The sequence below is a fragment of the Arenivirga flava genome (assembly GCF_030161575.1).
Lineage (GTDB): Bacteria > Actinomycetota > Actinomycetes > Actinomycetales > Microbacteriaceae > Arenivirga > Arenivirga flava.
This window is the reverse complement of sequence record NZ_BSUL01000001.1, coordinates 1,303,565-1,328,491: the sequence shown is the minus strand read 5'-3', so window position 1 is coordinate 1,328,491 and position 24,927 is coordinate 1,303,565. Positions and strand designations below refer to the sequence as shown.

Annotated in this window: 22 protein-coding genes and 2 pseudogenes; 18 read left to right on the top strand and 6 right to left on the bottom strand. The window is 64.9% G+C overall.

What is annotated here, in order from left to right; translation table 11 throughout:
- The first annotated feature begins 147 nt into the window (after positions 1-147).
- The 10 genes and pseudogenes from QQK26_RS06460 to QQK26_RS06420 all read left to right on the top strand — a co-directional run bounded on the left by QQK26_RS06460 (position 148) and on the right by QQK26_RS06420 (position 9,842).
- Entirely contained in the window at positions 148-855 is a 708-nt protein-coding gene (locus QQK26_RS06460; protein WP_284231275.1) for a hypothetical protein, read from the top strand.
- Positions 852-2,321: a sugar transferase gene (locus tag QQK26_RS06455; protein WP_284231273.1), complete on the top strand. Its 1,470-nt coding sequence runs from the start codon at positions 852-854 to the stop codon at positions 2,319-2,321. The genes QQK26_RS06460 and QQK26_RS06455 overlap by 4 nt, the downstream gene beginning before the upstream one ends.
- Positions 2,321-3,466 carry a glycosyltransferase gene (locus QQK26_RS06450; RefSeq protein ID WP_284231271.1) on the top strand — a complete coding sequence of 382 codons (1,146 nt, stop codon included), beginning with the start codon at positions 2,321-2,323 and terminating at the stop codon, positions 3,464-3,466. The genes QQK26_RS06455 and QQK26_RS06450 overlap by 1 nt, the downstream gene beginning before the upstream one ends.
- Positions 3,466-4,284 (top strand): WecB/TagA/CpsF family glycosyltransferase, encoded by an 819-nt coding sequence (locus QQK26_RS06445; protein WP_284231268.1) that lies wholly within the window; start codon positions 3,466-3,468, stop codon positions 4,282-4,284. Before QQK26_RS06450 ends, QQK26_RS06445 begins: the two co-directional genes overlap by 1 nt.
- 68 nt (positions 4,285-4,352) lie before the next feature.
- Entirely contained in the window at positions 4,353-5,234 is an 882-nt protein-coding gene (locus QQK26_RS06440) for a glycosyltransferase family 4 protein (RefSeq protein WP_284231267.1), read from the top strand.
- Between the two features lie 55 nt (positions 5,235-5,289).
- A complete protein-coding gene (locus tag QQK26_RS06435) occupies positions 5,290-6,552 on the top strand; it encodes an O-antigen ligase family protein (RefSeq protein ID WP_284231264.1) in 1,263 nt (420 codons plus the stop codon).
- Positions 6,530-7,117: pseudogene (locus QQK26_RS16445) on the top strand (glycosyltransferase); the annotation flags it as partial. The gene QQK26_RS06435 and the pseudogene QQK26_RS16445, both read left to right, overlap by 23 nt.
- Positions 7,118-7,135: 18 nt before the next feature.
- Complete coding sequence (locus QQK26_RS06430; RefSeq protein ID WP_284231262.1) at positions 7,136-7,705, top strand: glycosyltransferase; 570 nt, start codon at positions 7,136-7,138, stop codon at positions 7,703-7,705.
- 35 nt (positions 7,706-7,740) lie between these two features.
- Positions 7,741-8,856: a glycosyltransferase gene (locus tag QQK26_RS06425; protein WP_348520046.1), complete on the top strand. Its 1,116-nt coding sequence runs from the start codon at positions 7,741-7,743 to the stop codon at positions 8,854-8,856.
- Positions 8,853-9,842, top strand: coding sequence for a glycosyltransferase family 2 protein (locus QQK26_RS06420; RefSeq protein ID WP_284231259.1), 990 nt, complete (start codon positions 8,853-8,855; stop codon positions 9,840-9,842). Before QQK26_RS06425 ends, QQK26_RS06420 begins: the two co-directional genes overlap by 4 nt.
- Positions 9,843-9,907: 65 nt before the next feature.
- On the opposite strand, the gene QQK26_RS06415 is transcribed toward QQK26_RS06420, so the two are convergent.
- Positions 9,908-11,359 (bottom strand): lipopolysaccharide biosynthesis protein, encoded by a 1,452-nt coding sequence (locus QQK26_RS06415; RefSeq protein WP_284231256.1) that lies wholly within the window; start codon positions 11,357-11,359, stop codon positions 9,908-9,910.
- A 284-nt stretch (positions 11,360-11,643) separates the two neighbouring features.
- On the opposite strand from QQK26_RS06415, the gene QQK26_RS06410 reads away from it, so the two are divergent.
- The 3 genes from QQK26_RS06410 (at position 11,644) to QQK26_RS06400 (ending at position 15,174) form a co-directional block, all read left to right on the top strand.
- Positions 11,644-13,398, top strand: coding sequence for a DUF4012 domain-containing protein (locus QQK26_RS06410; protein WP_284231253.1), 1,755 nt, complete (start codon positions 11,644-11,646; stop codon positions 13,396-13,398).
- 211 nt (positions 13,399-13,609) lie between these two features.
- Positions 13,610-14,140, top strand: a complete 531-nt coding sequence (locus QQK26_RS06405; RefSeq protein WP_284231250.1) for a hypothetical protein — start codon at positions 13,610-13,612, stop codon at positions 14,138-14,140.
- A gap of 176 nt (positions 14,141-14,316) precedes the next feature.
- Positions 14,317-15,174, top strand: a complete 858-nt coding sequence (locus QQK26_RS06400) for a glycoside hydrolase family 26 protein (RefSeq protein WP_284231248.1) — start codon at positions 14,317-14,319, stop codon at positions 15,172-15,174.
- A gap of 43 nt (positions 15,175-15,217) precedes the next feature.
- Here the strand turns inward: QQK26_RS06400 and QQK26_RS06395 are convergent, their stop codons facing one another.
- The 5 genes and pseudogenes from QQK26_RS06395 to QQK26_RS16430 form a co-directional block, all read right to left on the bottom strand.
- Positions 15,218-15,634 (bottom strand): heparan-alpha-glucosaminide N-acetyltransferase domain-containing protein, encoded by a 417-nt coding sequence (locus QQK26_RS06395; RefSeq protein WP_284231245.1) that lies wholly within the window; start codon positions 15,632-15,634, stop codon positions 15,218-15,220.
- 110 nt (positions 15,635-15,744) lie between these two features.
- Positions 15,745-16,320: a hypothetical protein gene (locus QQK26_RS06390; RefSeq protein WP_284231240.1), complete on the bottom strand. Its 576-nt coding sequence runs from the start codon at positions 16,318-16,320 to the stop codon at positions 15,745-15,747.
- Entirely contained in the window at positions 16,317-16,847 is a 531-nt protein-coding gene (locus QQK26_RS16440) for an RNA polymerase sigma factor (protein WP_431307990.1), read from the bottom strand. The genes QQK26_RS06390 and QQK26_RS16440 overlap by 4 nt, the downstream gene beginning before the upstream one ends.
- A gap of 56 nt (positions 16,848-16,903) precedes the next feature.
- Positions 16,904-17,116, bottom strand: coding sequence for an MGH1-like glycoside hydrolase domain-containing protein (locus QQK26_RS16435; protein WP_431307989.1), 213 nt, complete (start codon positions 17,114-17,116; stop codon positions 16,904-16,906).
- Between the two features lie 68 nt (positions 17,117-17,184).
- Positions 17,185-17,877: pseudogene (locus QQK26_RS16430) on the bottom strand (MGH1-like glycoside hydrolase domain-containing protein); the annotation flags it as partial.
- 910 nt (positions 17,878-18,787) lie between these two features.
- Between QQK26_RS16430 and QQK26_RS06380 the strand changes: the two are divergent.
- The 5 genes from QQK26_RS06380 to QQK26_RS06360 all read left to right on the top strand — a co-directional run bounded on the left by QQK26_RS06380 (position 18,788) and on the right by QQK26_RS06360 (position 24,917).
- Positions 18,788-19,804: a LacI family DNA-binding transcriptional regulator gene (locus tag QQK26_RS06380; RefSeq protein WP_284231233.1), complete on the top strand. Its 1,017-nt coding sequence runs from the start codon at positions 18,788-18,790 to the stop codon at positions 19,802-19,804.
- Between the two features lie 87 nt (positions 19,805-19,891).
- Positions 19,892-21,154, top strand: a complete 1,263-nt coding sequence (locus QQK26_RS06375) for a sugar ABC transporter substrate-binding protein (RefSeq protein WP_284231230.1) — start codon at positions 19,892-19,894, stop codon at positions 21,152-21,154.
- 31 nt (positions 21,155-21,185) lie between these two features.
- Positions 21,186-22,169: a carbohydrate ABC transporter permease gene (locus QQK26_RS06370; protein ID WP_284231227.1), complete on the top strand. Its 984-nt coding sequence runs from the start codon at positions 21,186-21,188 to the stop codon at positions 22,167-22,169.
- Complete coding sequence (locus QQK26_RS06365) at positions 22,166-22,984, top strand: carbohydrate ABC transporter permease (RefSeq protein WP_284231222.1); 819 nt, start codon at positions 22,166-22,168, stop codon at positions 22,982-22,984. The genes QQK26_RS06370 and QQK26_RS06365 overlap by 4 nt, the downstream gene beginning before the upstream one ends.
- A gap of 7 nt (positions 22,985-22,991) precedes the next feature.
- A complete protein-coding gene (locus QQK26_RS06360; RefSeq protein ID WP_284231219.1) occupies positions 22,992-24,917 on the top strand; it encodes a glycoside hydrolase family 127 protein in 1,926 nt (641 codons plus the stop codon).
- Positions 24,918-24,927 lie beyond the last annotated feature (10 nt).

Here is a 24,927-nt window from a genome sequence, read left to right as displayed (position 1 = left end):
CGACGTCGTGCTCATCGTCCTCGCGCTCGGCGCGTTCGGTGGGGAGCGGATGAGGGCGATGCGACGGCGCGGCCCGCTGCATCCTTCACGGCTGAGGCGAGCCCCGAACCTTCCGAGACCCCCGAGCCGATCCCGCCGGCCACGCCGGTGCTGCGCGCCCTGACGGTCGTCGACGAGCAGGTGGCCTGGCGGGCCGAGCGCGGCACCTGCGATACCCAGGCCGTCATCGAGGTCACCTCGGACGGCGGCGCCACCTGGACGCCGACGCAGCCGGTCACCACCGAGGGCCGCGAGGTGCTCTGGCTCTGGGCGCAGGACGAGAGCTACGCGCAGGCGGCGGTGTCCGCCGGCGGCGACTGCGAGTGGACGGGCATCCGCACCTTCACCTCGGGCGACTTCTGGAACCTCTCGCCCGACGCCCTCGGCGAGGCAGCCTTCATCGCCCCCAACGGCGCGCTCATCACCCCGAGCGGCGTGACCGCCCCGTGCGATACCCCGGTCGACGTCGCCGAGCGCGGCGACGCTCTGGCCGTGCTCTGCGCCGACGGCACCGTGCACGAGTCGATCGATGGTGCCGGATGGACGCAGGCCACCGTGCCGGGCGCCCTCGCCATCGCAGAGGCGGATACGGGCTACGCCCTCGCCGTACAGCGGCTCGAGGGCTGCGACGGCATCGCCCTCGTCTCGCTGAGCGCCGACGCGCTGACCTCGGGCGGCACGCCCTCCGAGGCGCGCTCCTGCCTCACCGGTGCCGTCGACCCCACCTCGACCGCACTCGCTTCCAGCTCCGATGCGGTCTCGCTCTGGTCTGGCACGCAGTACAGCGTGGCCCCGCTCGAGACGGTGCTGCCGTGAGCGCCTCGGTGGCGAGCGGCCTCGCCCGGGACGACTGGCAGCGCCGCTACGCGCGTCGACTGATCGTCACGGACTTCCTCGTCGTCGTGTGGGCGGTCATCGGGGTGCAGCTCGTCTGGCTGGGCACCGATGAGGCCGCAGCCACCTTTACCAACCTCGCCGGCGACCCGGGCCTCGGGTACTCGTTCATCTCCGCAGGCATCATCGCCCTCTGGATGCTCGTCATCAGCGTCACCGGCAGCCGCGGCCCACGGGTCATCGGTATCGGCACGACGGAGTACCGCATCCTCATCGACTGGGGCCTGCGGCTGCTGCTGATCACCGCATCGATCTTCTACTTCCTCAAGCTCGACGTCGCCCGTGGTTACGTGCTCCTTGCGTTCCCCATCGGCATCGCAGCGTTGCTCGCCTCCCGCTGGCTCTGGCGGCAGTGGCTGCGCGTCGAGCGCGAGAAGGGCCGTTACTCGAGCAGGGTCATCCTTGTGGGCAGCCGCGAGTCGGTACAGCACTTCGCGCGTGAGCTCGCTCGCCAACCGTGGGCCGGTTATCGCGTCATCGCGGCCTGCGTCCCGGGCGAGGCCTCTGGCACCTACGCCGCTGTCGGCGGCGTGAAAATCATCGGTGGTGTCGACGACGTGCCCCGCGCGCTCGAGACGCTGGGCGCCGACACCGTGGTGGTCTGCGGCAGCGACGACTTGCCCCCGCAACGCGTCCGTGAGCTCAGCTGGCAGTTGGAAAGCGGCCGCTACCAATTCGTTGTCGCCCCGAATCTGACGGATATCGGTGGCCCGCGCATCCACACCCGGCCGGTCGCGGGTCTGCCGCTGATCCACGTCGAGACACCGCGCTACGACGGCATGAAGCGTTACACGAAACGTGCGTTCGACGTGGTGGCGACGTCGTGCATGTTGGCCATCCTTGCGGTCCCGATGCTAATCATCGCTGTGATAGTGAAAACAACGTCACCAGGCGGGGTGCTCTTTCGCCAGGAACGTGTTGGCCTCAACGCGCAAACGTTCCACATGCTGAAGTTTCGATCCATGCGCGAGGACGCCGAGCAGCTCATGGCGAATCTCGAACAGAACGGTGATCGCCTCGACAACGGAGGGGTGCTGTTCAAAATGAGGGAGGATCCTCGAGTGACGAATGTAGGCAGGGTATTGCGTCGCTACAGCCTCGACGAGCTACCACAGCTACTGAACGTTCTCGGCGGTTCCATGTCATTAGTGGGGCCGCGACCGCCGCTTGCGCGTGAGGTATCCCTTTACGACCGGCACGTGCATCGTCGTTTCCTGGTTACTCCCGGCATCACAGGTCTTTGGCAGGTGAGTGGCCGCTCCGATCTCTCTTGGGAGGATTCGGTTCGACTAGATCTTTTCTATGTTGAGAATTGGTCGCTGACCGGAGATCTTGTGATCCTGGGGCGAACCGCGCGGGCTGTGGCTCGAGGATCAGGAGCGTACTAGTGCGTCGTGAACGAGTGATCTTCGTGCATCTAGATTACGGTCGCTCCGAAGCAAGTTGGCGAGAGCGTTACGCTCGCGGCGAGGTCTGGGGAGAGACGCCTTACAGTTATGGCACAGCCCGGACGGCCGCAAACCTGAAGGTCGGCTTCAGCGTGGATCATAAAGAAACGCGTCTCGGCAAATTTATTAGAAGAATTATTCTTTTCGGTTTAGGTTTCGATCTCGTGCATGCCTGGAGGAATCGACGTCACTTCCAGGCAGACGCGATCTGGACGCATACCGAGCGGGAGGCCCTCGCAGTAAGTCTGATACTACAACTACTTCGGTTGCGAACTGTCCTCGTCGCGCAGACTATTTGGCTTTATGACAACGGGCGTCTCCGCAACCCGGTATCACGATTCGCCCTCTTGCTGCTGATCAGACGGTTCTCCGTGGAACTCGTCCATTCGGATGTGAACCAATCGAAAGCGCAGGAGTTATCAGCCGCTCGCCGAGTTCTGAGGATTCCATTTGGGCCAGCCGTCGACGAAGAGCCACAGCTTCCATACGCTCCGCGTCGACGATCAGTATTCGCTCCGGGGAACGATAAGCAGCGAGACTGGAATGTGCTGATTGAGGCCGCAACTTTGCTTCCTGACGTCGAGTTTCTAATCGGTTGCGACCCAAGACGTGTCAAGCTTCCCAGCTCCGCGCCGAGTAATCTACGGGTGAAGAGACTAAACCGAGTCGAATCGATTTCGAATGCTTACCGAACCTCAGGAGCGGTAGTCGTGCCTCTAAGGCCGAACGCACATGCTTCGGGGGCCACTGTGGCAATTGAAGCGCAGCATTTCGGCACGCCTTTGGTAACCGCAGACACGGGGGGCCTAAAGGAGTACATCAGCGAAGACGCGCGCATCTTCTATGAGGTTGGTGCGGCTCCGAGCCTCGCTGCGGCGATCGAGCGCGCCCTGGATCGCCCCACCGTTCCGTCCGACTTAGGCGCAAGAGGCCTTACAGCCGCAGATTACATTATGCGTTACCGCGAGATCACATCCTGGTTGCTTGGCGATTCTCAACTGAATCCGATAGTCGAGCAGTTTGTGCGCCAGCGACCTGATACCGACGGTGACGATGACTTGCCCAGCTCGAAGAAGATGAACTGATGATCAGTGACCAGCGACAGAGAACCGGCTTGTCCGGCCAGGTCCTCGCTTGCTTTAAGATTGGACATCTCCACGTGGATGCTCTTGATGCAGCAACTGCTGCAAGGGAACTTGATGCACTCATGGACGACAAATCGCAGCCACATATAGTCGTCACTCCCAACATCGTCCAAATCGAACAGGCGCGACGATACCCAATTCTCGCGGAGGTAAACCAGCTGGCGAGCCTACGTACCCCTGATGGATGGCCAGTGGCTGCTGCTGCGCGTAGCTTTGCTCCGGGACTAGTGCGCAGTTCGAGGGTTACAGGAGCAGATTTGGTCGCAGGTTTAGTGGAGTCTGGCAGGCGCATTGCGCTCGTGGGCGGTGTGGCGGACTCCGCTGCGATCGTGGCCGCCAAGTACTCCAAAGGAAACTCAAACGAATCTACTTTTCTAAGTGAGCCGGCTCCGGCGGCGGAGTTGCAATCGCCTGGCGCACGATCGAAAATTTTGTCTCGTATCTGTGAGTTCGAGCCAGAAGCAGTGATCCTGGGTATCGGAGTTCCGAAGCAAGAGCAAGTTGCGATCGAACTCCATCGAATGCTCTCAACCGGCGTCATCATCTGCGCAGGGGCCTCTATCGAGTTTTTGGCCGGAACACAGAAAAGGGCTCCCAAGATGTTGCAACGTCTAGGCCTAGAATGGCTGCACCGTATCGTCATGAGACCAGGCACCATGGTTTCGCGGTACCTAAAAGCCGGTCCGTACTTTGTCGCGCAGATGGCCCTCAGCACGCTACGGCACACTCGCGCAAGGTTTACGAGGTCCGCTCAGTGACGCTTTTAATTGATGGTAGATCTGCATTCGCGCAGCGGACCACTGGTTGGGAGCGATATACTAGGTTTTTGCTGCAAGCCGTCGACCCATTTCCTGAAACTCTCGTTTATAAAGCAGGCGGTTCGTCTCTCGCCAAGCGTATTTTTAGTGACCAGGTTGTTTTGCCGACCCGAAGTCGACGGGCTCATGTATCGCTTTTCCCCACTTATCCACCTGGTTACATGCAGGCAAGCGGCGGGACCGTTTTCATCGTGCATGACCTGACCTGGTGGAAGTATCCTGAGATGGCAAGCGCCGCCGGACGGTACTATTATCGGCCGCTTGCAAACATGTGGGCGCACCGTGCTACCAGACTTGTGACAGTGTCCGAGGCAATGGCCATCGAGATGCGCGACTACTTCAACAGAGAAGTGGACGTAGTTAGTAATGTCGTCGCACCGGTGCCATTCCGGTCGGCGGCCAAGAGAAAAGTAAAGCCGTACTTCCTCGCTGTGGGTTCGGTGGAGCCTCGAAAGAACTTGTCCGGATTGTGGCGAGCCTTTCAAAGATCTTCTCTGCAGAGGGATTTTGACCTGGTGCTGGTTGGGAGGCAGGCATGGGGAACCGTACCGGACGGGATTCGATTCACCGGACCGGTTTCCGACGAAGTTCTCACTGCGCTCTACCAGGGTGCCCAGGCATTTTTTGCCGCGTCATTCTACGAAGGTTTCGGACTCCCAGTGGGCGAGGCCACAGCGCTTGGGACTCCAGTTTACTGCTCGGATATTCCAGCGTTTCGCGAAGCGACGTCCGGACTCGCGCAGCAGTATTTTGACCCAACATCGATCGAGGCGATGTCGCATGCTTTCACTACTGCTGCCTCGGCATCCGACCGCCCGCTTCCACACAACCCTTTCACAGTGGAGCGAATGCGTTCCCAGCTTGCGGTGGTGCTGAAAAATGCTTTCTAAAACGGGATCGCAAAAAAACACAAACTCACATTTGTACTCTATTCTGAAATGGAGGATGTCGAAGTTTTGCGTCGCGTTGAGCGTCATTCTGATGCCGCTGGACTCTGTGGGAGTCGCTATTGGAAATATCAACGTTCGCTTTTATATGATTCCGGCGACGGTAGTGCTTGTTGCAGCTATCATTAGGCCCACCGGCAAGAACAGCAAATGGCCATTGACGTTGAAGGTTCTCGCAGTATACACATTGCTCTGTGTCGGGAGCATCATCTGGTCGTATAGCCCGAGTGACACGGCGCAAGCCTCGTTTGGTCAGTTATTTTTGTTGCTCTGGCTGATCGCAGTGTTTCGCTTGTACCGAGAAGATCGGTTCTCATTCGAAGAATTTTGCCGTTGGCTTTTGTACGGATGTTTTGCATCTTCCGCCGTGGCTTTGCTTCAAGTGCTGGCGGCAGCCGCTCTTGGCACAGATCTCGGGGTGTGGTTCTCTCAGAATGTTCCTTGGCCCCGCCCACATGGGCTAACCAGCGAGCCGGTTTGGGCCGCGCTGGTAGCCTCAATCGGATTTTTTATGAGTCCTCTCGCCCGCAAGCGAAGTAATAGTTTCGCCTTAATGGTCGTTTTTGGTAGTGTTCTGGTGCTGACATTCTCACGCGCTGCACTAGCTGCGGTCGCTGCAGTTCTGCTACTGGGACTTGCGAGAAAGTTGTTTTTTTCTGAGTCTCTGGCTGCGACAGGTAAATCAATTGCAGCTGTACTCGCTGCACCGATCGTGCTCATCCCCATATTCTTCCTCTTACTAGAGGTACTCCCGAGCGAGGCTTTACGTCGTCTCGATATCGTGCGGGCGCTAGGTGTTGATGGGGCGTCGGCGGACCAGGGATCTTTGGCTTCTCGCCTCGGGGTCCAAGACCTTATTCTTGACTATTGGGGACGCCATCCGATCTTGGGTCATGGAGTCGGCTCTCTGGCTCCCCTGGCAGAGGACCCCCTGATGCGTCAAATTTACGCCGGGGGCGGCGAGCTAAACACCGGCCGGGGTTCGACCAACCTACTTTTGACGAATTTGTACGACTTGGGCGTCGTCGGACTACTTCTCGTGGTTGCCCTGATTGTTTCTCTCATAGTCGGCACTCGCGGAGTTGCGATGCCTCAGGTTGTGGCGAGGGCCATTCTGCTTGTAGCTCTGATACAGTTCATGGCAAGCAACGGATTCAGGTTGGGCATCTTTTGGGCGCTAATGGCCGTGGTCATATTCGTGCAACATTCGAGGAATTCGTCGGCTAAGGAACTCCGGAATGAAAAGTATCTTGCTCATTAACACCTTTGCGCCCCCGCCTTTCACAGGCGGAGCAGAGCATTCCATGCTTGCCGACGCGAAGCTGCTCGCAGCAGCTGGTTATCGAGTCACCATTGCTGGGCTCGTACCACGGGGAACACCGGCTAATGAGTTCAACGAGACTGGTGTGCGTTTTGTGCGCTTGGCAACACCTCTCCGATACTGGCCTTGGACGCACCCACGACCGCGTTTTTCGCTTCCAGTTCGACTCCTGTGGCAAGGACTGGATCTCCTTAATCGGACCGCGCGTCACCGAGTCCAACAGCTTTTCGACTCAGATACTTACGATCTCGTCATTACGAACAACCTCCGTGGTTGGACGACGGAACCTTGGTCAGCCGCGCGAGATCGAGGGATACCGGTTATACATCAGATGCGCGATTATGGGCTGATCTGCCTTAAGAGCACTCTTTACCGAGACGGCGAAAACTGCGTGGGTACGTGCGGTGGTTGCAAACTACGTACTTTGCGAACCCTACGGTCCACTCAACCGGACCTCGTTGCCGCGGTTTCTGAGGCGGTTTTCGACGAGCACGTTGGCCGCGGAGTCTTCGCGGAGAGTCGTATGTTCATCAATGCACCGAAGGTTGATTCCTTCGCCAGTGAAGCCAGCGAGAACAAGAGTATTCGTTTTGCTTACATTGGACGAGTCGGGGTGGAGAAGGGATTAGAGACCATCGGTGAAGCAATCCAAAATTCTCCTCACGAGGTAGTCGTGGCTGGTGAGGTGACCGACCACGAGCGAGAATCGCTTTCAGCGAGCTACCCAGGATTGAGATTCGTCGGCGTCGTGAAGACGAGCGAATTTTTGCCTAAAGTTCGTAATGTGATCGTGCCATCAAAGTGGAGAGAACCATTCGGGCGAGTGGTCGTAGAGGCCGGGCTAGCCGGAGCGCGGGTCGTGATATCGGACCAGCCTGGGCTCAAAGAGGCGGCACGATCCATTGGTTTGAATGCGTCAGTGTTTCCAGCGGGTGACGCTCCGCGATTGAGGGCCATTATGGACGAGATTGCCGACCAGCCAGCGCAAGCACTCCATTTCACTTCTATAGAGTCCGAGCAACAACCTTCGCTGCTGGATGCGGTGGATTACCTGCTCAATGATCGTGACAGTTCGGCTAGCATTGATCGCTGAGATGCAGTGGTTTTCATCTATTGGATGGGGTGGTGATGCGACGAGTTCTTATCTGGACTGACTCGGTCCTGCCATATTCTGAGACCTTCATTCGGAACCAATTTGACTTTCTTCGCAATGTGAGTCCGGTGCTCATGGGCATCAGGTTTTCGCCCACCGATCTCTCCCGCCCCGAGGACGTGACCGTGTTCGGCGAAAGCGTGTATGAGAGGCTCTTGCGGGCCGCATTCGTGAGAACTGGTCGTTCTCGCAGGGTCAAAGGCGTTCTTCGCAGCTGGCGACCCGATGTCATCCATGCGCATTTTCTTCCGAATGCTTGGCGGGTGTCCCGGGCGGCAGAAGATCTAGGAATACCGTTGGTCGTCACTCTGCACGGCCATGACGCTACTGCCTGGCCCGGGCAAACGGGTTTACGAGGTGCTCTTGCTCGAAGCCGCGCACGTCGAACTCTAGCGCGCGCAGCTCTGGTAATCGCTGTCTCCGAGCACATCAAACAGCGAGCTATAGGCCTTGGCGCTACCCCGGACCGAGTGGTGGTGCATCACATCGGAGTGCCGCTGCGCGCATCCGTTGCGGCGCGCAACATAGTCTGGGACGTGATCTTCGTAGGCCGCTTCGTGGAGAAGAAAGGGCTGATCGAACTTCTGGAGGCTGTCGAGCTCTTAGCCGAACGGGCCCCTTTGCGTGTGGCTCTGATCGGCGACGGCCCCATGAAAGATGAGGTCGCAAAGAAGGCTGCTGCGTCGCGCGCAAACATCATTCTGCTTGGTGCCCTCTCGCCAGCTGAGGTAGCGCATCATCTTGCTGCATCGCGCATGCTCGTGGCCCCGTCAAAACAGGCGTCGGATGGAGATTGTGAGGGGCTTCCCACTGTAGTTGTCGAGGCGGCGGCCGCTGCCTTACCAGTCGTTGCAACGCTCCATTCTGGTATCCCAGAGGCAGTTTTAGATGGTCGTACTGGGTTGTTAAGCCCGGAAGGCGACGTGGCTCGGCTTGCGGCCAACATCATGATGTTGTTCGAGAACCACAACCTTGCCTCAGACCTGGGCCGCCAGGGCCGCGCCTTTGTGGAGAATGCGTTCGACATGTCGAAACAGACCGCGATTCTTGAGACATACTACGAAGACATCTCAGCTGGCGCGAGCAGATGATTGGCGAGACTGCTCACGAACTTGCCTTCCCGCTTGTCAGTGTCGTTGTTCCGGTGTTCAATATCGGCGCATCGGTGGCCGAACTATGGAGCAAACTCCAGTCGGTTGACTATCCAAGCCTAGAGTTTATTATTGTCGATGACGATTCTCAAGACGACACTCTTGAACGGTTGCGACAGCTCCTTCAAAACGAGGGCCGCGTGTCGATTCTTGCACGAGGAGTCAATGGCGGTCCTGGTGCGGCACGGAACACGGGCTTGCTTTCAGCTAAGGGGAAATGGGTTTGGTTCGCTGATTGGGATGACGAGTGGTCCCCGACAGGCGTAAGCCACATGGTTGCTGAAGGAGAGAATAGCGGTGCTGACGTGATAGTGGCCCGCGCGCGATGGGTATTCGACGGGGCTATTTCGTCGTATACAGATGGCCTTGCAGAACCTGCAGTTATGAGCGGATCAGATGCGTTTCGCCACATTCTTCTAGGCGACGTCCGCGGCTATCTCTGGTCTAAGTTGTTCCGAAAGTCGAACATTGCAACTGCACCGTTTAGAAATATTCGCACGCACGAGGACTTATGCTTTGTGGCTGATTCCTTCTCTACTGCCTTCATTGTTCGCTTTGTTCCAGTCACAGTGTACTGGCATGTCCAACGCAATGGTTCGCTGAGTCAGCGTCCATTTAGTGGGTCACACGACATCACTCGCGCTCGAGAACATATCCACGTAGTGACAAGACGGCTCGGGCTGCGCGATCAATTCAGGAAAGAGCTGAATTTCTACGACCACAAGTTGTGGTTGCTGGATCGTGGCCTAAACGCGCTTCGGTCTCACTCTCCGGGCGGCAGTCATGAATTGCGCTTGATCATGAAGCAACTTCGCGTGTCGAAGATCGTTGGTGTGTTCGAGTTTGACTGGCGCGTGGCGACTAAGTGTATGATCTTGAAGTGTTTCGGGCCTGCGCTACCCGGCCTACTTAGATGGCGAAAATGATACGTCACCCGCCTGTGCCGCTGGGCTGATTCCGTCATCGTTCTGTGGTATTAGACGCTGTTGATTCACTTTCTGAGCATCGCAGCTGAGCGCCAGGCGCCTCGAATGAGCTTGAACCCACCTGGGGTTATTGTTATCGCGAGCATCATGATCGAAAGTGACACTAGTACTGCGGCCGTAACGGCTCCCGCTGCAGGCAGCCGCTGCAACTCCGAATGCAGCACAGTGACGGACAGGACTCCGAGCGCCCCAGCGGCTATGAGCCGAACACCGACGAGAAAGCTTTGCAGAGAGGGAAAGCTGTTGAGTCGCGCCAGCATCAGGAGGTTCGTGAGCCACGATACTGCGATGCCCGCCGAATGCGCGATAGCTGCAGCTTCTACGGAATGCAGGACGCCCGCGAAAACCAAGACTACCGATATCGGTTTGGCGATTAGGTCGCTGATTAGGAGCGAGCGGGTTGCATCATTGAGGAGAAAGCCCCAGAAGCAGCAAGTGGCCGCGAAGCTGACGGCGCCTCCGGCGGAGAGCGCTTGGAAGATGCCCACCGCCGGGGCCCAGTCCTGACCTAGCACGAGCGGGATGAGCCACGGAGCGCTGCTGGCTGCTGCGGTGAACATTGTGACACCGAGAAGAGTGATCAACGTGTGAATATTCAGAAGTGCACTGTTGACGTCTCTACCTTCCCTGCGCAGCCTATTAAGGGTTGGAATGGCTACATTAGTGAGCGGCCCTACGACTGCCTGCGTAGGCATGTTCGTCAGGTTTGCGGCGCGTCCATACTGGCCCAGAGGTGCTGCGCCCCAGCGATTGCCGATCATTACGGTTGACGCGTTCAGGGCTGCAAAATTCAGCAACTGTGCCCCTCCGACATGGAGTCCAGCTCTGATCAGCGGCTGCGTGGCTGCCCCGCGTCGAGGGGCCTTGGGGACAAATCGAGCTGCCGCGAACCGTAGAACGAATAGCGCGACGGGAGCTGCCGCAATCTGCCAGGCGAGTGCCCAGACGCCGTACCCGCTCCACGCTAAGCTGATTGCAAGTCCCGTGGCGATCAACTGTGCTCCGATTTCTGTCAGCGCTGCTGTATTGAAACGAAGACTTCGTGCCAAGTGTATCTGTTGCTGGGCTTGCAAACCCCCTGACAGTAGTGCGGCTGCGGCAAATGGGATGATCCCCGCCAAAGACGGTTCGCCGTAGAGTGCGACGATGAGCGGCGTTGATAGCACCAAAGCCGCGGCTAAGAGCGTTCCTAGGCCGGTGTTGATCCAGAACAAATTTGACGCTTGTTGGTGAGATAACTCTCTGGCTTGTAGCGCCGCCGTTGGAATACCGAAGTCCCTCAAGCGATCGCCGAGAACAGTGAACACTGCAACCATTGCGATCAACCCGAAATCCGCGGGCGAGAGAAGACGAGAAAGGACTACCATGCCGATTAACTGAACGGCAAGTCGGACAACCTGCACTGCGACCGTGACGAACGCGCCACGAGCCCCGTGATTCGAAGTAGTGTTGGGCACACGTCACCTTAGCGAGCTTCGCCGCGCTACTTCTCTGAGCGATAGAACATCGTCGGTGCATCGAGCGTAGGTCCGCTCGCTGCCGCGCCGGGCGCCTGTCGGCCTCACTTTCGCGTGTGGAAGAAGGTAAGACGTTCCGTCGAGGCGCACGATGCACATTCTCCGGGAGCCGCGTCGCCGACAGCGCTGCGTTACGGTTGCTCCGAAGCCAAGAGGGGACGTTGATGCAAGGGCGTAGAAGCGCGGTGGCCAAGAGTCCAAGCAGAGCGCGACGGGCTGTCTTGTTGACCGCCGCGATCATTATCTTTGTCGTCGTGGCGTGGGGGAGCTGGGTCGCAGTTCGTGGCCTCTTGGCCCGCGATGCGTTGCAATCGGCTGCTACCGAGATAAGGGCCGCGCAGGCGTCCGCCTCCCTGGACGCGCTCGATGAACTTGGCGAGCTGGCCGACTCAGTCGGTGAGAAGACGAGCAGAGCGGCGGTGCTCACGTCCGATCCACTCTGGCGTGCCGCTGAGGTGCTACCCCTTGTGGGAACGAATCTGAGCGCCTTCCGCGAAACCGCTGCTGCAGTCGATTCCATCGTGTCGGACGCTTTGCCATCTCTGGTCGAGGTCGCGGGCTCGATCGACGGCGAGTCGCTGACGCTGCGTGAAGGCGTGCTGCCGGTCGAGGAACTACGAGCTGCTCAACCGAGCATCGGTAGCGCGCAGGCTGTCGTCGCCGAAGCCAACAGCAGTCTCAGCCGTATCCAAACTGAGGACGTACTGCCGCAGATTGGTGAAGCAGTCAGCCAAGTCCGCACCCTTTCTAGTGCAGCCGACCGCTTGCTCACCGGTCTCGACATCGCAGCCCGTCTGTTGCCTCCGATGCTTGGGGCGAGCGGCGGGCGAGAGTATCTCGTTCTCTTTCAGAACAACGCGGAGCTGCGCGCTGGCGGCGGCATCCCCGGAGCCACTTCAGTGATCTCTGCGGATGCGGGCAGTATCGGCCTCGTCGACCAAGCGAGCTCCGCTGACTTCCGCGGGGCGACCCCCGAACCGGTCTTGCCTTTGTCCGAGGAGGAGAACTCGCTCTTCAGCGACATCCTCGGTCGGTTCATCCAGAACGCGACCCTCACCCCGGACTTCGCCCGCAGCGGTGAACTCGCGCAGGCTCGTTGGACGCAGCTGACGGGACAAGAAGTCGATGGCGTCGCGGCCATCGATCCCGTGGCACTGAGCTACTTGCTCGAGGCAACGGGGCCCGTGACGCTGCCCGACGGCTCCGAGCTGACGAGCGAGAACGCCGTCGACACGCTGCTGAGCGGGGTGTACGCGCGCTTCGCCGACCAGCCGCAACTGCAGGACGCCTACTTCGCCGCAGCCGCAGCCGCAGTGTTCGAGAGGGTCAGCTCCTTCGACGGCGACGCCGGGGCGATGCTCGATGCGTTGGCGCGCGGGGTCGAGGAGCGGCGCATCCTGGTCTGGAGTGCCAACGAGCAAGAGCAGGCGCTGCTCGACACCACGCCGCTCGCTGGACAGCTGCCCCAGACGACCGAGGACGTCAGCGCCTTCGGCGTGTACTTCAACGACGCCACCGGCGCCAAGATGGACTACTACGTCGACGCGATCATCGGCGGGGATTCGCAGAGCTGCCGGCAGGACGGTCGACCCGAGTTCACGGTCGGCTTCGGTCTGACGTCATCCGCGCCCGACGATGCGGCGCAGAGCCTGACCGACTACGTCACCGGCGGCGGAGTATTCGGCGTCGAGCCTGGCCGCATCCGCACCGAGGCGCTCATCTACGTACCGCCGGGTGCCGTGATCACCGGGGGCCGTGTCAACGGCGAGCCGGCGGAGTTCAACGTGCAGGAGCACGAGGGACGCCTCGTGGCCAAGTTCGTCGTGGAGCTGGCTCCGGGGGAGTCGCAGTCGGTGCAGATCGACGTGCTCGGCGACCTCGGCCAGAGCGAGGATCTCGCGATCGAACACACCCCGATGGTCCGCGGAACGCAGGTGCAGCTCTCGGCAGGAGAGGCATGCAAAAGTGATCAGGGCTGAAAATTCCTTGGTTTTCCGGGCGTGAGGCTGCGTGCGGGGGGATCGTTTACCCGCTCGTAACAGAAATGCGGCGACATCGGCTTTGTAATCCTCAAGGATGACGCTAGATTCTCTAAGGAGTCCACAGGCGACGCCTGTGGCCGAGGCCGGGGGGATATCCCGCTTCGAGTACGTCTGCCAGTCACCACCGATACAGAACGAGGGATCTCCCATGAACAAGCTTGCCCGCGGCCTGACCACCGCTGCCATCGCCTCGGCGCTCATCATCGCGCCGGCCGCTGCCGCCAACGCGACCTACGTGCCCGGCACCGGCAACCCGACCGCTCCCGCGACCGTCGTCGCCGGCCAGACCATCACCGTGACCTTCCCGGCCGGCACCTTCGCGCCGAACGAGGACGTCCGCTTCGTGCTGACCGGTGAGAACGCCGAGAACGCGACCCTCGCCGGCACCGTCTCGATCGTCAAGGCCGCCGACGCGGCCGGCGGCCTCACGGTCTCCGTCACGCTGCCCGCCGGCGCCGAGGGCACCTACACCCTCGTCGGCGTCGGAACCGAGTCCGGCGCCACTGCCTCGGCCTCGTTCTCCGTCGCCGCCGCCGACTCGGCTGCCGCCCCCGGTGGCCTCGCCAACACGGGTTCGGACTCGGCTGCCGCTTTCTGGTTCGCCGGTGGCCTGCTGGCCCTCGGTGCGACCACGGTCGTCACGCTCAACGTGGTTCGTCGCAACCGCGCCCAGGCCTGAGCCTTCCGCTCAGACCCCCGAGCGCAAACGCCCGTCCTCCTCACGGAGGGCGGGCGTTTCGCCGTTCCGGGGCGCGCAGCTGGCAGGCTGGCGCGTGTGAACGCAACCCCCGCATCCGCTCGCTCCTCGTCGCTGGCGCGGCGGTGCTCGCCCTCGCCGGGTGCTCGGCACCCCACGTGCCGATCGTCGACCCGGCGATCAGCGCGGCCGACGCGCCGCTCGTGCCGGAGCACGGGGCGCTGCTCGGCGTCTACTACGGCGACGGTGAGCCGGCGACCACCGACGCGGTCATCGGGCGCACGCCGCCGCTGCACCTCACCTACTTCGGGTGGGAGGACGACTGGGTCGGCTCCGAGGTCGTGGCGCAGGACGCCGCCGCCGGGCGCACCTCGCTCGTCAACTGGGAGCCGTTCGGCGTCGACTTCGCCGACATCGTCGCGGGGGAGTACGACGACCTGCTGCTGGAACGGGCGACCGCCGCCGCCGCGCTCGAGCGGCCCGTCATGCTCGACTTCGCCGCCGAGATGAACGAGGAGGAGGGCTGGGGCGGGCACGACCCCGAGCTCTACGTGGCCGCGTACCGGCACGTGCACGACGTCTTCGAGGGTGCCGACGGCGGCAACGTGGTGTGGGTGTGGGCGCCCAACAACACCGACAGCGAGGGCGCCCCGCCGGCCCTCGACTACTACCCGGGCGAGCAGTACGTCGACTGGACCGGCATCGACGGCTACAACTGGGGCACGGACCAGCCCGGCTTCGTGTGGCAGAGCTTCGACGAGGTGTTCCGCGACATGGTCGAGCAGCTCACACCGCTCGGCAAGCCGATCATCATCGGCGAGACCGCGTCCAGCGAGATCGGCGGCGACAAAGCCGACTGGATCGGGGGGATCGTGCCCACCCTGCGCGAGGAGTTCCCGCTCATCCGGGCCGTCGTCTGGTTCGACATCGCGAAGGAGCGAGACTGGCGCATCCGCTCGTCGCCGGAGGCGCTGCGGGCGTTCCAGCGGATGGCGGCGGACCCCTACTTCGGCTGAGCCGTGCCGATGCGCGCGGCCATGGACCGCGCGCCCCAGCCCGTCAGCCGCTCCAGCGCACCGCCGACGAGCAGGGCCGCAGCGGTGCGCTTCTCGTCGAGGCGGCTGCGACCCAGCGCAGGAACGGGATCACCGCGACGAACAGCACGCCGTAGACGGTGAGGATCACGGCGATGCCGGTGTTCAGCAGCTCCAGCGCCACCCCGATCGCGAAGACGACCGCGCCGCGCCCCAGCAGGCGGAGGCGCAGCGCCGGCAGCTCCTCCAGGGCCGGCCGGCGCGTGCGGCCGGTGACCAGCGCGATCGAGATGCCGGCCACGATGGCGAAGAGGACGGAGGAGCGGCCGTGCACCACGTCGAGCCAGGTCTCGACGCGTGCCCAGTCGAACGTCTCGGCGATGCCGACGTGGGCGCCCACCATCCCGAGCGCGGCGAGGCCTCGAGCGACGTCGATGCCCATCAGACGGGGTGGGCGGCCGAAGTCGCGCAGGCGAGCCGGCGGGCTGCCCCGACGCACCGGGCTGGGGGCGGCTGCGTCCGCTGATCGACGCATCCGGCGCGGCCCCCGCGTCAGAACGCGGCGCGGTAGAGCTGCTCCAGCTCGGGCGAGGCGGGGCCGGACTGGCCGCAGGTCGTGATGACGCCGTCGATCGACGAGATCAGGTAGTCCTGGCCCTGCTCGAACGAGCCGGCCGAGAGCTCGCTCGGCAGATCCGGGTCCTGCTGCGCGACCACGATGCGGTCGGCGCTCTCGCCGGTGAAGCGCTCGGTCACTTCGAGGGTCACGTCGTCGCCGTTGATCGAGACGACCGTGCCGGCGACGGCGAGATCCGCACCGGCCATCGTCTCGGGGGTGAGCTCGGCGCACATCGCGGCGGGACCCCCTCCGCTCGGGGCGCTCAGGCGGGTCACGTCGCCGCCGGGGGCGGTGAGCACGATGCCGACGACGGCCGCGGCTGCGGCACCGACGGCGAGGGCGCCGAGCCCGAGGAAGAGGGGCTTGCGGCTGCTCGTGCGGGCGGGGGTGCTGATGGTGTTCTGGACCATGCGGAGGATCTCCGTTTCCGAGGCGGGTTGCAGGGTGGCGGCGGGGTCGATGCGGGCCAGCCGCTCGCGCAGCTGCTCGTCCTCGTTCGGGATGCTCATCGTTCCCCTCCTTCCACCTGGTCATGTCCGTCGACCGCATCGGTCTTTCGCAGCTCCTCAGCCAACCGCCGCTTCGCGCGGTGCAGGCGGATGGAGACGGCGTTCGCCGTCATCCCCAGCACGCCCGCGATCTCGGCCGGCCCGAGCTCCTCCCACGCCCAGAGCCGCACGATCTCCGCATCCTTCTCGCGCAGCCCCGCCAGCGCCCGGCCGAGGCCCGGGTCGTCGTCGAGGCTCTCCGGCCCGACGATCGCACGCGGCGGATCGACGGATGCGACGCGCGCGGCCAGCCGCTCCTGCCGACGGGCGCTGCGTGCGGCGTTGCGCAGGCATCCGCGCGCCACCCCGAACGCCCACGGCACGGCCTCGTCGCCGGACGGCAGGTCGGCGCGCCGCCGCCAGCACACGAGCAGGGTCTCGCCGAGCACGTCGTCGGCGGTCGCGGCGTCGACGCGCCGGCGCAGGTAGGCGCGCAGCGGGTCGAAGGCTCGCCGCGCGAAGGCCTCGAACTCGGCGCGCTCGGTCATGGGCCTGCCTCGGGTCGTGGTCACACGAGGGTATGTCCGGCAGTGGCGACGGTCTTTCAGACCGCCTCCTCCTCGAGCGCCAGTGAGCGGGCGAGCATGAGGTAGGCGCTCGCGGTCCAGGTGTAGGCGCGGTCGCGCAACCCCTCGCCGGTGACGGCGTCGAAGTTCTCCGCGAAGCCCGACTGCTCGCAGAGCCGCAGGAAACGGCCCCGTACGTCGTCGGCCAGGTCGACGTGACCCGCCCGGCGCAGGCCGTCCTCGACGAGCACGGTGGAGGAGCCCAGATCGGGCCGCGCCAGTAGCCGTCGGCCTCGTACTCCTCGCTCTGCACGAGCTGCGTGGCGGGGCCCCACTCGGTCAGGTGATCGCGGATGCGCTCGGCCAGCTCGTCGTTGAGATGCTGCGGCAGGTGCTCGGCCGCGAGCACGGTCAGCGCGGGCAGCAGGCTGCCTTCCTTGCTGCGGGTGCCGCTGATCGCGCCGCGGGCGAAGAAGCCGCGCTCGTCGTGCAGCTCGTCGATCAGCGCGTCGAGGATGCGCTGCGCGGTCGCCTGCCACTGCTCGTGGTCGTTGTAGCCGAGCTCGGCCGAGAGCGCGGAGAGCGTGCCCAGCTGCACGATCAGGAACGCGGCAAGGTCGGGAGCCTCGACGACGCGATCGTGGTCGAACATCGTCGCGTTGTCCCACCCGCTGTCGTTGCCGTGCTGGTAGTGGGGGAGCACGCTGCCCGGCCCGGTGCGCGCGCGCAGCCAGAAGTTCGTCCACCGGCGCAGCGACCGGTACACGGCGACGAGCTCCTCCCGGCCGAGCGCATCCGGCGCCGCGTCGCGCAGGCGCTGCAGCGCCCATCCGTGGATAGGCGGCTTGACGAAGTTGTAGAGCACCTCGGAGTGCGTGATCGAGTCGGGCAGCCCGCCCCGCGCGTCTTGGTGGTCGAACGGGGCGAGGAACTGCTCGAGGCCGGCGGAGGCGCTGCCCACGGCGAGGGCGATGGCGTTGAAGCAGTGATCCCAGCTCCAGACCTTGTCCATCCAGTGCTTCGACATGAGCACCGTGCGTCGGGTGACGAAGCCCGATGGGTCGACGGTCGCCGACCACAGCACGTACGCGGCGAGGCTCGCTGCGGGGGTCCGCTCGTCGCGCCATCCGGCGATTGCGTCGACGTAGCCGTCGAACTCGCCTCGCACGCGCTCGGCGATCACGTCGAACGCCTCGTCGACCGAGGCGGGCGGCGCGGCCTCGAATTCGGTGATGGCGAGCTCCCAGCGCTCGCCGGAGACCGTGAGGGAGCGCTCGCCCGCGCCGAGACGACCGGCGCCGACCGCGTCCGCCCGCCCGGCGAGCACGTGCAGCCGGTACCGTCGTCCCGTCTCGTAGCTGGTCAGCACGAAGGCTCCGTCCATCGGGTCCTCGTAGAAGTACGAGCCGGTGAACGGGGTCAGCTCGAGCGCGGGGTCGCTGATCGCCATGTCCATTCCGCGACCGCGCAGCCGCACCGTGTCGGCGGAGGCGAACACCGCCTCCACCGTGGAGCCGTCGTCGCTGGTCCACCGCAGCACGGCCGGATCGGCGGAGACCCGCGTCGCAGCGGACTCCCCGCCCTTCATCGGCACGAGGGAGAGGACCGGATGCATGCCGGTCACGTGGCTGACGAGGTGGATGTCGTCCGCTCGCCGATGCAGGCCGACCACGCGGGAGAGGTTCAGCCACGAGCCGGCGGTGCTGAACGGGATCTCGTCGATGTCGAAGGCGGGGATGCTCATGCGGTTCCTCGTGCTCGGTCAGGGCGGTTGCGACCGGCCGGAGGCGACGCAGGCCCGGCCTTCGAGCCGCTGCGGGCGGTGAAGCGATTCGAAAGATAACGAGTCGAATCCATCGAAATCAACCTCTTGCGTTCGTTCGACTGGCGATGTACCGTCGAACCGATTCGAAGGAGCATCCATGGTCACGATCGGCGACGTCGCACGGGAAGCAGGAGTGTCCCGCAGCACGGCCTCCTACGCCCTGTCGGGCAAGCGGTCGATCTCCGAGCCCGTGCGCCTGCGCGTCGCCGAGGTGGCCAAGTCGCTGCAGTACACCCCGAACGCCGGCGCCCGCTCGCTCGCGACCTCGCAGACGAAGGTCATCGGACTGCTCGCGCAGTTCCTCGAGGACGAGTTCGCCCCCGCGATGCTGCAGTACATCCTCGGGGTCTCCAACACCGCCCGGGAACTCGGGTACGACGTGCTGCTCGTCACCGAGCCGGACGGCACCGCTGCACTGCGGCGCATCAGCGACTCCCGCATGATCGACGGCATCGTGCTGCTCAACGTCGCCGAGGACGACGCGCGTCTGGAGGTGCTGCGCGCCGCGCAGCAGCCGGGGGCACTCGTCGGGCTGCCGAAGGACACCCGCGGCGTGGACGTCTTCGACCTCGACTTCGAGGAGGCCGGCCGGGAGATGGTCGAGCACCTGCACCGCCTGGGGCACCGCGAGCTCATCCTCGCGTCGCAGCCGGAGCACGTCGTCGAACGGGGCGGCGCCTACGTCTGGCGACTGCAGAACGCGGCAGCGGCAGCGGCTGCGGCGCGGGGGATCACCCTGCACACGGCCTTCGCCCCCGCCTCGCAGCCCGAGGTCGGCACGGCGCTGCACGAGCTGCTGGACACGTACCCGGATGCGACGGCGCTGCTCGTCAACAACGAGGCCGCCGCCGCCGCGCTGCCCTCGGTGCTGAACGCCCGGGGCATCTCGAGCCCTCGGGACCTCTCGGTGCTGGGCCGGTACTCGGACGAGTTCGCCCGCACCTTCTCCCTTCCCTTCTCCTCCATCGAGAGTGCACCCGACCGGCTCGGCAGCATGGCCGTGCGGCAGCTGGTGCGTCGCATCGAGGGGGAGATCGGGCCCGGCGATCCCTTCGTGACTCGCTTCGTGGCCCCCGAGATCGTCGACCGGGGCAGCACAGCGCCACCCCGGTAGACCCCCTGGCGGTCCCCTTCCGCCGTACAACCCGCACCACCATCGAACCGGTTCGACACCGGAGTGATTGTTCGAGGAGGAACAACCATGAAGCGCATTCACCAGTCCGCGATCGCGGTCGCCGCAGGCATCGCCGCGGTCGGTCTGCTGGCCAGCTGCGCCGGCGCCGGCGCCGGCAGCGGCGGCGGCAACGAGGGCGACGCGGCATCGGGCGCCTACACCTGGTGGGACCCGTACCCCCAGCACGAGGAGGGCTCCGACTGGGCCAACCGCGTCGAGGCCTGCGGTGACGAGGCCGGCGTCACGATCGAGCGCACCGCCTACGACACGACCGCCCTCACCAACCAGGCGCTCCTGGCGGGGCAGGAGGGCAACTCGCCCGACGTGATCCTGCTCGACAACCCGGCAGTCTCTACCCTCGCCGACGCCGGCATCGTGAGCACCGTCGACGAGCTCGGCCTCGACGTCTCCGGCATTGACGCCAACCTCCTCGCCGCTGGCGAGGTCGACGGCGAGACCTACGGCGTTCCCATCGGCGCCAACACCCTCGCGCTGTACTACAACCAGGACGTGCTCGACGCAGCGGGCGTGGATCCCACATCCATCACCGACTGGGCAAGCCTGACCGCAGCGCTCGAGGCCATCACCGCCTCCGGCAGCCAGGGAATCACCTTCTCCGGCATCGGCACCGAGGAGGGCTCGTTCCAGTTCCTGCCGTGGTTCTGGGGCGCCGGTGCGGAGCTCACCGAGCTCGACTCGCCCGAGGCCGTCGCCGCGCTCGAGCTGTGGAAGGGATGGCTGGACGACGGCCTCGCCCCGAACACGGTCATCAACAACTCGCAGAACACCGCGTGGGAGGAGTTCCTCACCGGCGGCTTCGGCTTCGTCGAGAACGGCACGTGGCAGGTCAACGCCGCCGCCGAGGCGGACTTCCCGGCCGGCGTCATCGAGATCCCGGCCGAGGACGGCGGCGTCGCCCCGGCGCCGACCGGCGGCGAGTTCATCATCGCCCCCGTGCAGAGCGACGAGGGCCGCTACGACGTGACCCGCCAGATCATCGAGTGCATGACCACGCCCGAGGGCTTCGTGGAGACCGCGAACACCTTCGCGTACTACGTGCCGCCGACGGCCGAGGGCCAGGAGGCGCTGCTCGAGGAGCACGCCGACCTCGACACCTGGGTCTCCGCGGTGCAGGCGGCGAAGGGTCGCACGAGCGACAACCTCGGCACGGACTACCCGATCATCTCCGAGCAGCTCTGGACCGCGGTGCAGAACGGCCTCTCCGGCGTCTCCACGCCGCAGGCCGCGCTCGAGGAGGCTCAGGCGAACGCCGAAGCCGACCTCGGCTGATCGACGCAGCCATCCCCTCGGAAGGACGACCATGACGACGACCCTCGCAGCAGCGACGGCCCGTCGTGACGGCACGGCCGGAGCGGGCGGGTCCACCCCGCCCGCTCCGGCACCCCGCTCGCGACGGCGCGGACCCCGGGGCAGCCAGTGGGCGGCGATCGGCTTCGCGGCCCCGCTGCTGGCCTACCTGGCCTTCTTCTACGCGTTCCCGCTCTGGCGCAACATCGAGCTGAGTGTTCACGACTACACGATCCGCGCGTTCGTGCAGGGCGAGGCCGACTTCGTCGGGCTGCAGAACTACGCGCAGATCTTCGGCTCGCCGCTGTTCGGGCAGGCCCTGGCCAACACCGCGTTCTTCACCCTCGTCTCCATCGCGGTGCAGTTCTCGATCGGTCTCGCGCTCGCCGTGTTCTTCCGCGGCGCCTTCCGCCTCTCCGGCTTCCTGCGCGCGCTGTTCCTGGTGCCGTGGCTGCTGCCGCTGATCGTCTCCGCCTCGACCTGGGCGTGGATGCTCAACAGCGAGAACGGCATCGTCAACTCCCTCATCCGCGCTTTCGGCGGCACGCAGATCAACTGGCTCACCTCGCCGGAGACCGCGCTGCTGGCGGTCACCATCGCCAACATCTGGCTGGGCATCCCGTTCAACCTCGTCATCCTCTACTCGGGGCTGCAGAACATCCCCGAGGAGGTCTACGAGGCCGCCTCGCTCGACGGGGCAGGCCCGTGGCGGCAGTTCTGGTCGATCACCTTCCCGCTGCTGCGCCCGGTCTCGGCCATCACGCTGCTGCTCGGGCTCGTCTACACGCTCAAGGTCGTCGACGTCATCTGGATCATGACCACCGGCGGACCCGGCACCACGACCACGACGCTCGCCATCTGGTCGTACCGCGAGGCCTTCGGCACCGGGCAGCCCGACTTCTCGCCGGCAGCCGCCGTCGGCAACCTGCTCATCGTCATCGCGCTGGTGTTCGGCCTGCTCTACCTCCAGCTCCAGCGTCGTCAGGAGAACCGATGAACGCCCGCCGCGCCTGGTGGAAGACCGCCCTCGGGGTGCTCTTCACCGCGCTCATGCTCTTCCCCGTCTACTGGATGTTCAACGTCTCGCTCACCCAGACCAGCGACCTGCGCAACAGCCCGCCGAACTGGTTCCCCTGGGCGCCGACCCTCGAGGGCTACCAGGCCGTATTCGCCTCGCAGCTGCCGGCGCTCGGCACCAGCCTGCTGATCGGCCTCGGCACGGTGCTGCTCACGGTCGTCGTGGCCGCTCCCGCCGGGTACGCCCTCGCGCTGCTCAACCTGCGGGGGCGCGGCACGCTCAACTTCATCCTGATCGTCGCGCAGATGATCCCGGGCGTCGTGATGGCCATGGGCTTCTACGCCATCTACGTGCGCCTCGGTCTGCTCAACAGCGTCGGCGGTCTCATCATCGCCGACTCGACCATCGCCATCCCCTTCGCGGTGCTGCTCTACACCGCGTTCATGGCGGGCATCCCCAAGGAGCTGCTGCAGGCGGCGAAGGTCGACGGCGCGGGCGCCTGGCGCACCTTCGTGTCGGTCGTCCTGCCCGTCAGCCGCAACTCCACCATCACGGTCGCCCTGTTCGCGTTCCTCTGGGCCTGGTCCGACTTCATCTTCGCGTCGACCCTCAGCCGCAACGGCGACCTCATCCCCATCACCCTGAGCATCTACCAGTACATCGGCAACAACACCACGCAGTGGAACGCGATCATGGCCACCGCCGTGGTCGCCTCGATCCCCGCAGCCGTGCTCCTCATCCTCGCGCAGCGCTACGTCGCCGCCGGGGTCACGGCCGGCTCGGTCAAGGACTAGGAACAGCATGACCGACCTCACCACCCGCCGCACCACCGCGGCGGTAGCCCCCGTCATGCCCTCCACCGGCGCTCGCCGTGGCATCGGCCTCGACGAGGCGACCCTCCACGACGGCTTCTGGAAGCGGATGCAGGACGTCAACGCATCCGCATCCCTGCAGCACAGCCTCGACTGGATGGAGCGGCTCGGCTGGATCGAGAACTTCGACCGGGTCGCGAACGGCGGCACGGGCCCGGACCGCCCCGGATGGATGTTCAGCGACTCCGAGATCTACAAGCTCATCGAGGCGCTCGCCTGGGAGTTCGGGCGCACCGGCGACCAGGAGATCGACGCGATGCTCGAGCGGCTGGTCGACCGCATCCTGCCTGCCGAGGACGACGACGGCTACCTCAACACCTGCTACGGCCACGACGGACAGGAGCCCCGCTACAGCGACCTCGAGCGAGGCCACGAGCTCTACTGCGCCGGGCACCTCATCCAGGCCGCCGTCGCCCGGCTGCGCACCGTCGGCGAGGACCGGCTCGTCGCGCTCGGGCGCCGCGTCGCCGACCACGTCTGCCGCGAGTTCGGCGCAGACGCGCGCCAGGGCCTCTGCGGGCACCCGGAGATCGAGGTCGCGCTCATGGAGCTCGCCCGTGCGACCGGGGAGGAGCGCTACCGCGAGCAGGCCGAGCTGTTCATCGAGCGTCGCGGGCAGGGCACGCTGCGCCCCATCCCGCTGCTCGGTCCCGGCTACTTCCAGGACGACGTGCCGGTGCGCGAGACGGAGGCGTGGCACGGCCACGCCGTGCGCGCCCTCTACCTCGCCGCGGCCGCGGTCGATCTCGCCGTCGACCGCGACGACGCCGGGCTGCTGGCAGCCCTCGAGGCGCAGTGGCGCCGTACCGTGGAGCGCCGCACGTACATCACCGGCGGCATGGGCTCGCGGCACCAGGACGAGGGCTTCGGCGACGACTGGGAGCTGCCCCCGGACCGCGCCTACTGCGAGACCTGCGCGGGCATCGCCTCGAACATGGTCTCCTGGCGCCTCTACCTCGCCACCGGCGACGTGGCCTACGCCGACCTCATCGAACGCACGCTCTACAACGTCGTCGCGACCTCGCCGAGCGACGACGGCAGGGCCTTCTTCTACGCCAACCCGCTGCAGCAGCGCGAGGCCGGCGAGGAGGCGGTGCCCGACGCCGTCAACGCGCGGGCCGAGGGCGGCGAACGCGCGCCCTGGTTCGAGGTGTCCTGCTGCCCCACCAACCTCGCCCGCACCCTCGCCTCGTTCACCGCGTACACCGCCTCGGTCGACGACGACGGCATGGTCAGCCTGCTGCAGTACGCGGCCGGGGAGTACCGCATCGAGGTCGCCGGCGGCGAGGTGCGGCTGCGCATCGACACGCGCTACCCGGATGAGGGCTCCGTCACAGTCACGGTGCTCGCGGCTCCCGAGGGCGGCGCGTCGCTGCGACTGCGGGTGCCGCACTGGGCGCACGGAGCCGCCCTCGAGCGCGACGGCTCGACGACCGCCGTCGAGACGGGCTGGGCGGCCGCGCACGGTCTGCAGGCCGGCGCGGTGCTCACGCTCATCTTGCCGATGCATCCGCGATTCAGCTGGCCGGATGCGCGCATCGACGCCGTGCGCGGCACCGTCGCCGTCGAGCGCGGCCCGCTCGTGCTCTGCCTCGAGGAGCGCGATCTGCCCGACGGCGCGGCGCTCGACGGCGTCCGCGTCGACGCCGAGCTGGCGCCCCTCGCGCACGAGGACGGCGCGCTGATCTCCGCCGACACGGCTCCGAGCCCGCACGAGGGGGCGCGGAGGCCGTCTTTCGGTGCCGTACCGGCCGAGCCGTCCGGCTCCTCGACGCTGTTGCCCCTGGTGCCGTACCACCGGTGGGCGCAGCGCGGGCCCACCGCCATGCGCGTCTTCCTCCCCAGCCGTCCCTGACCCCATCCAG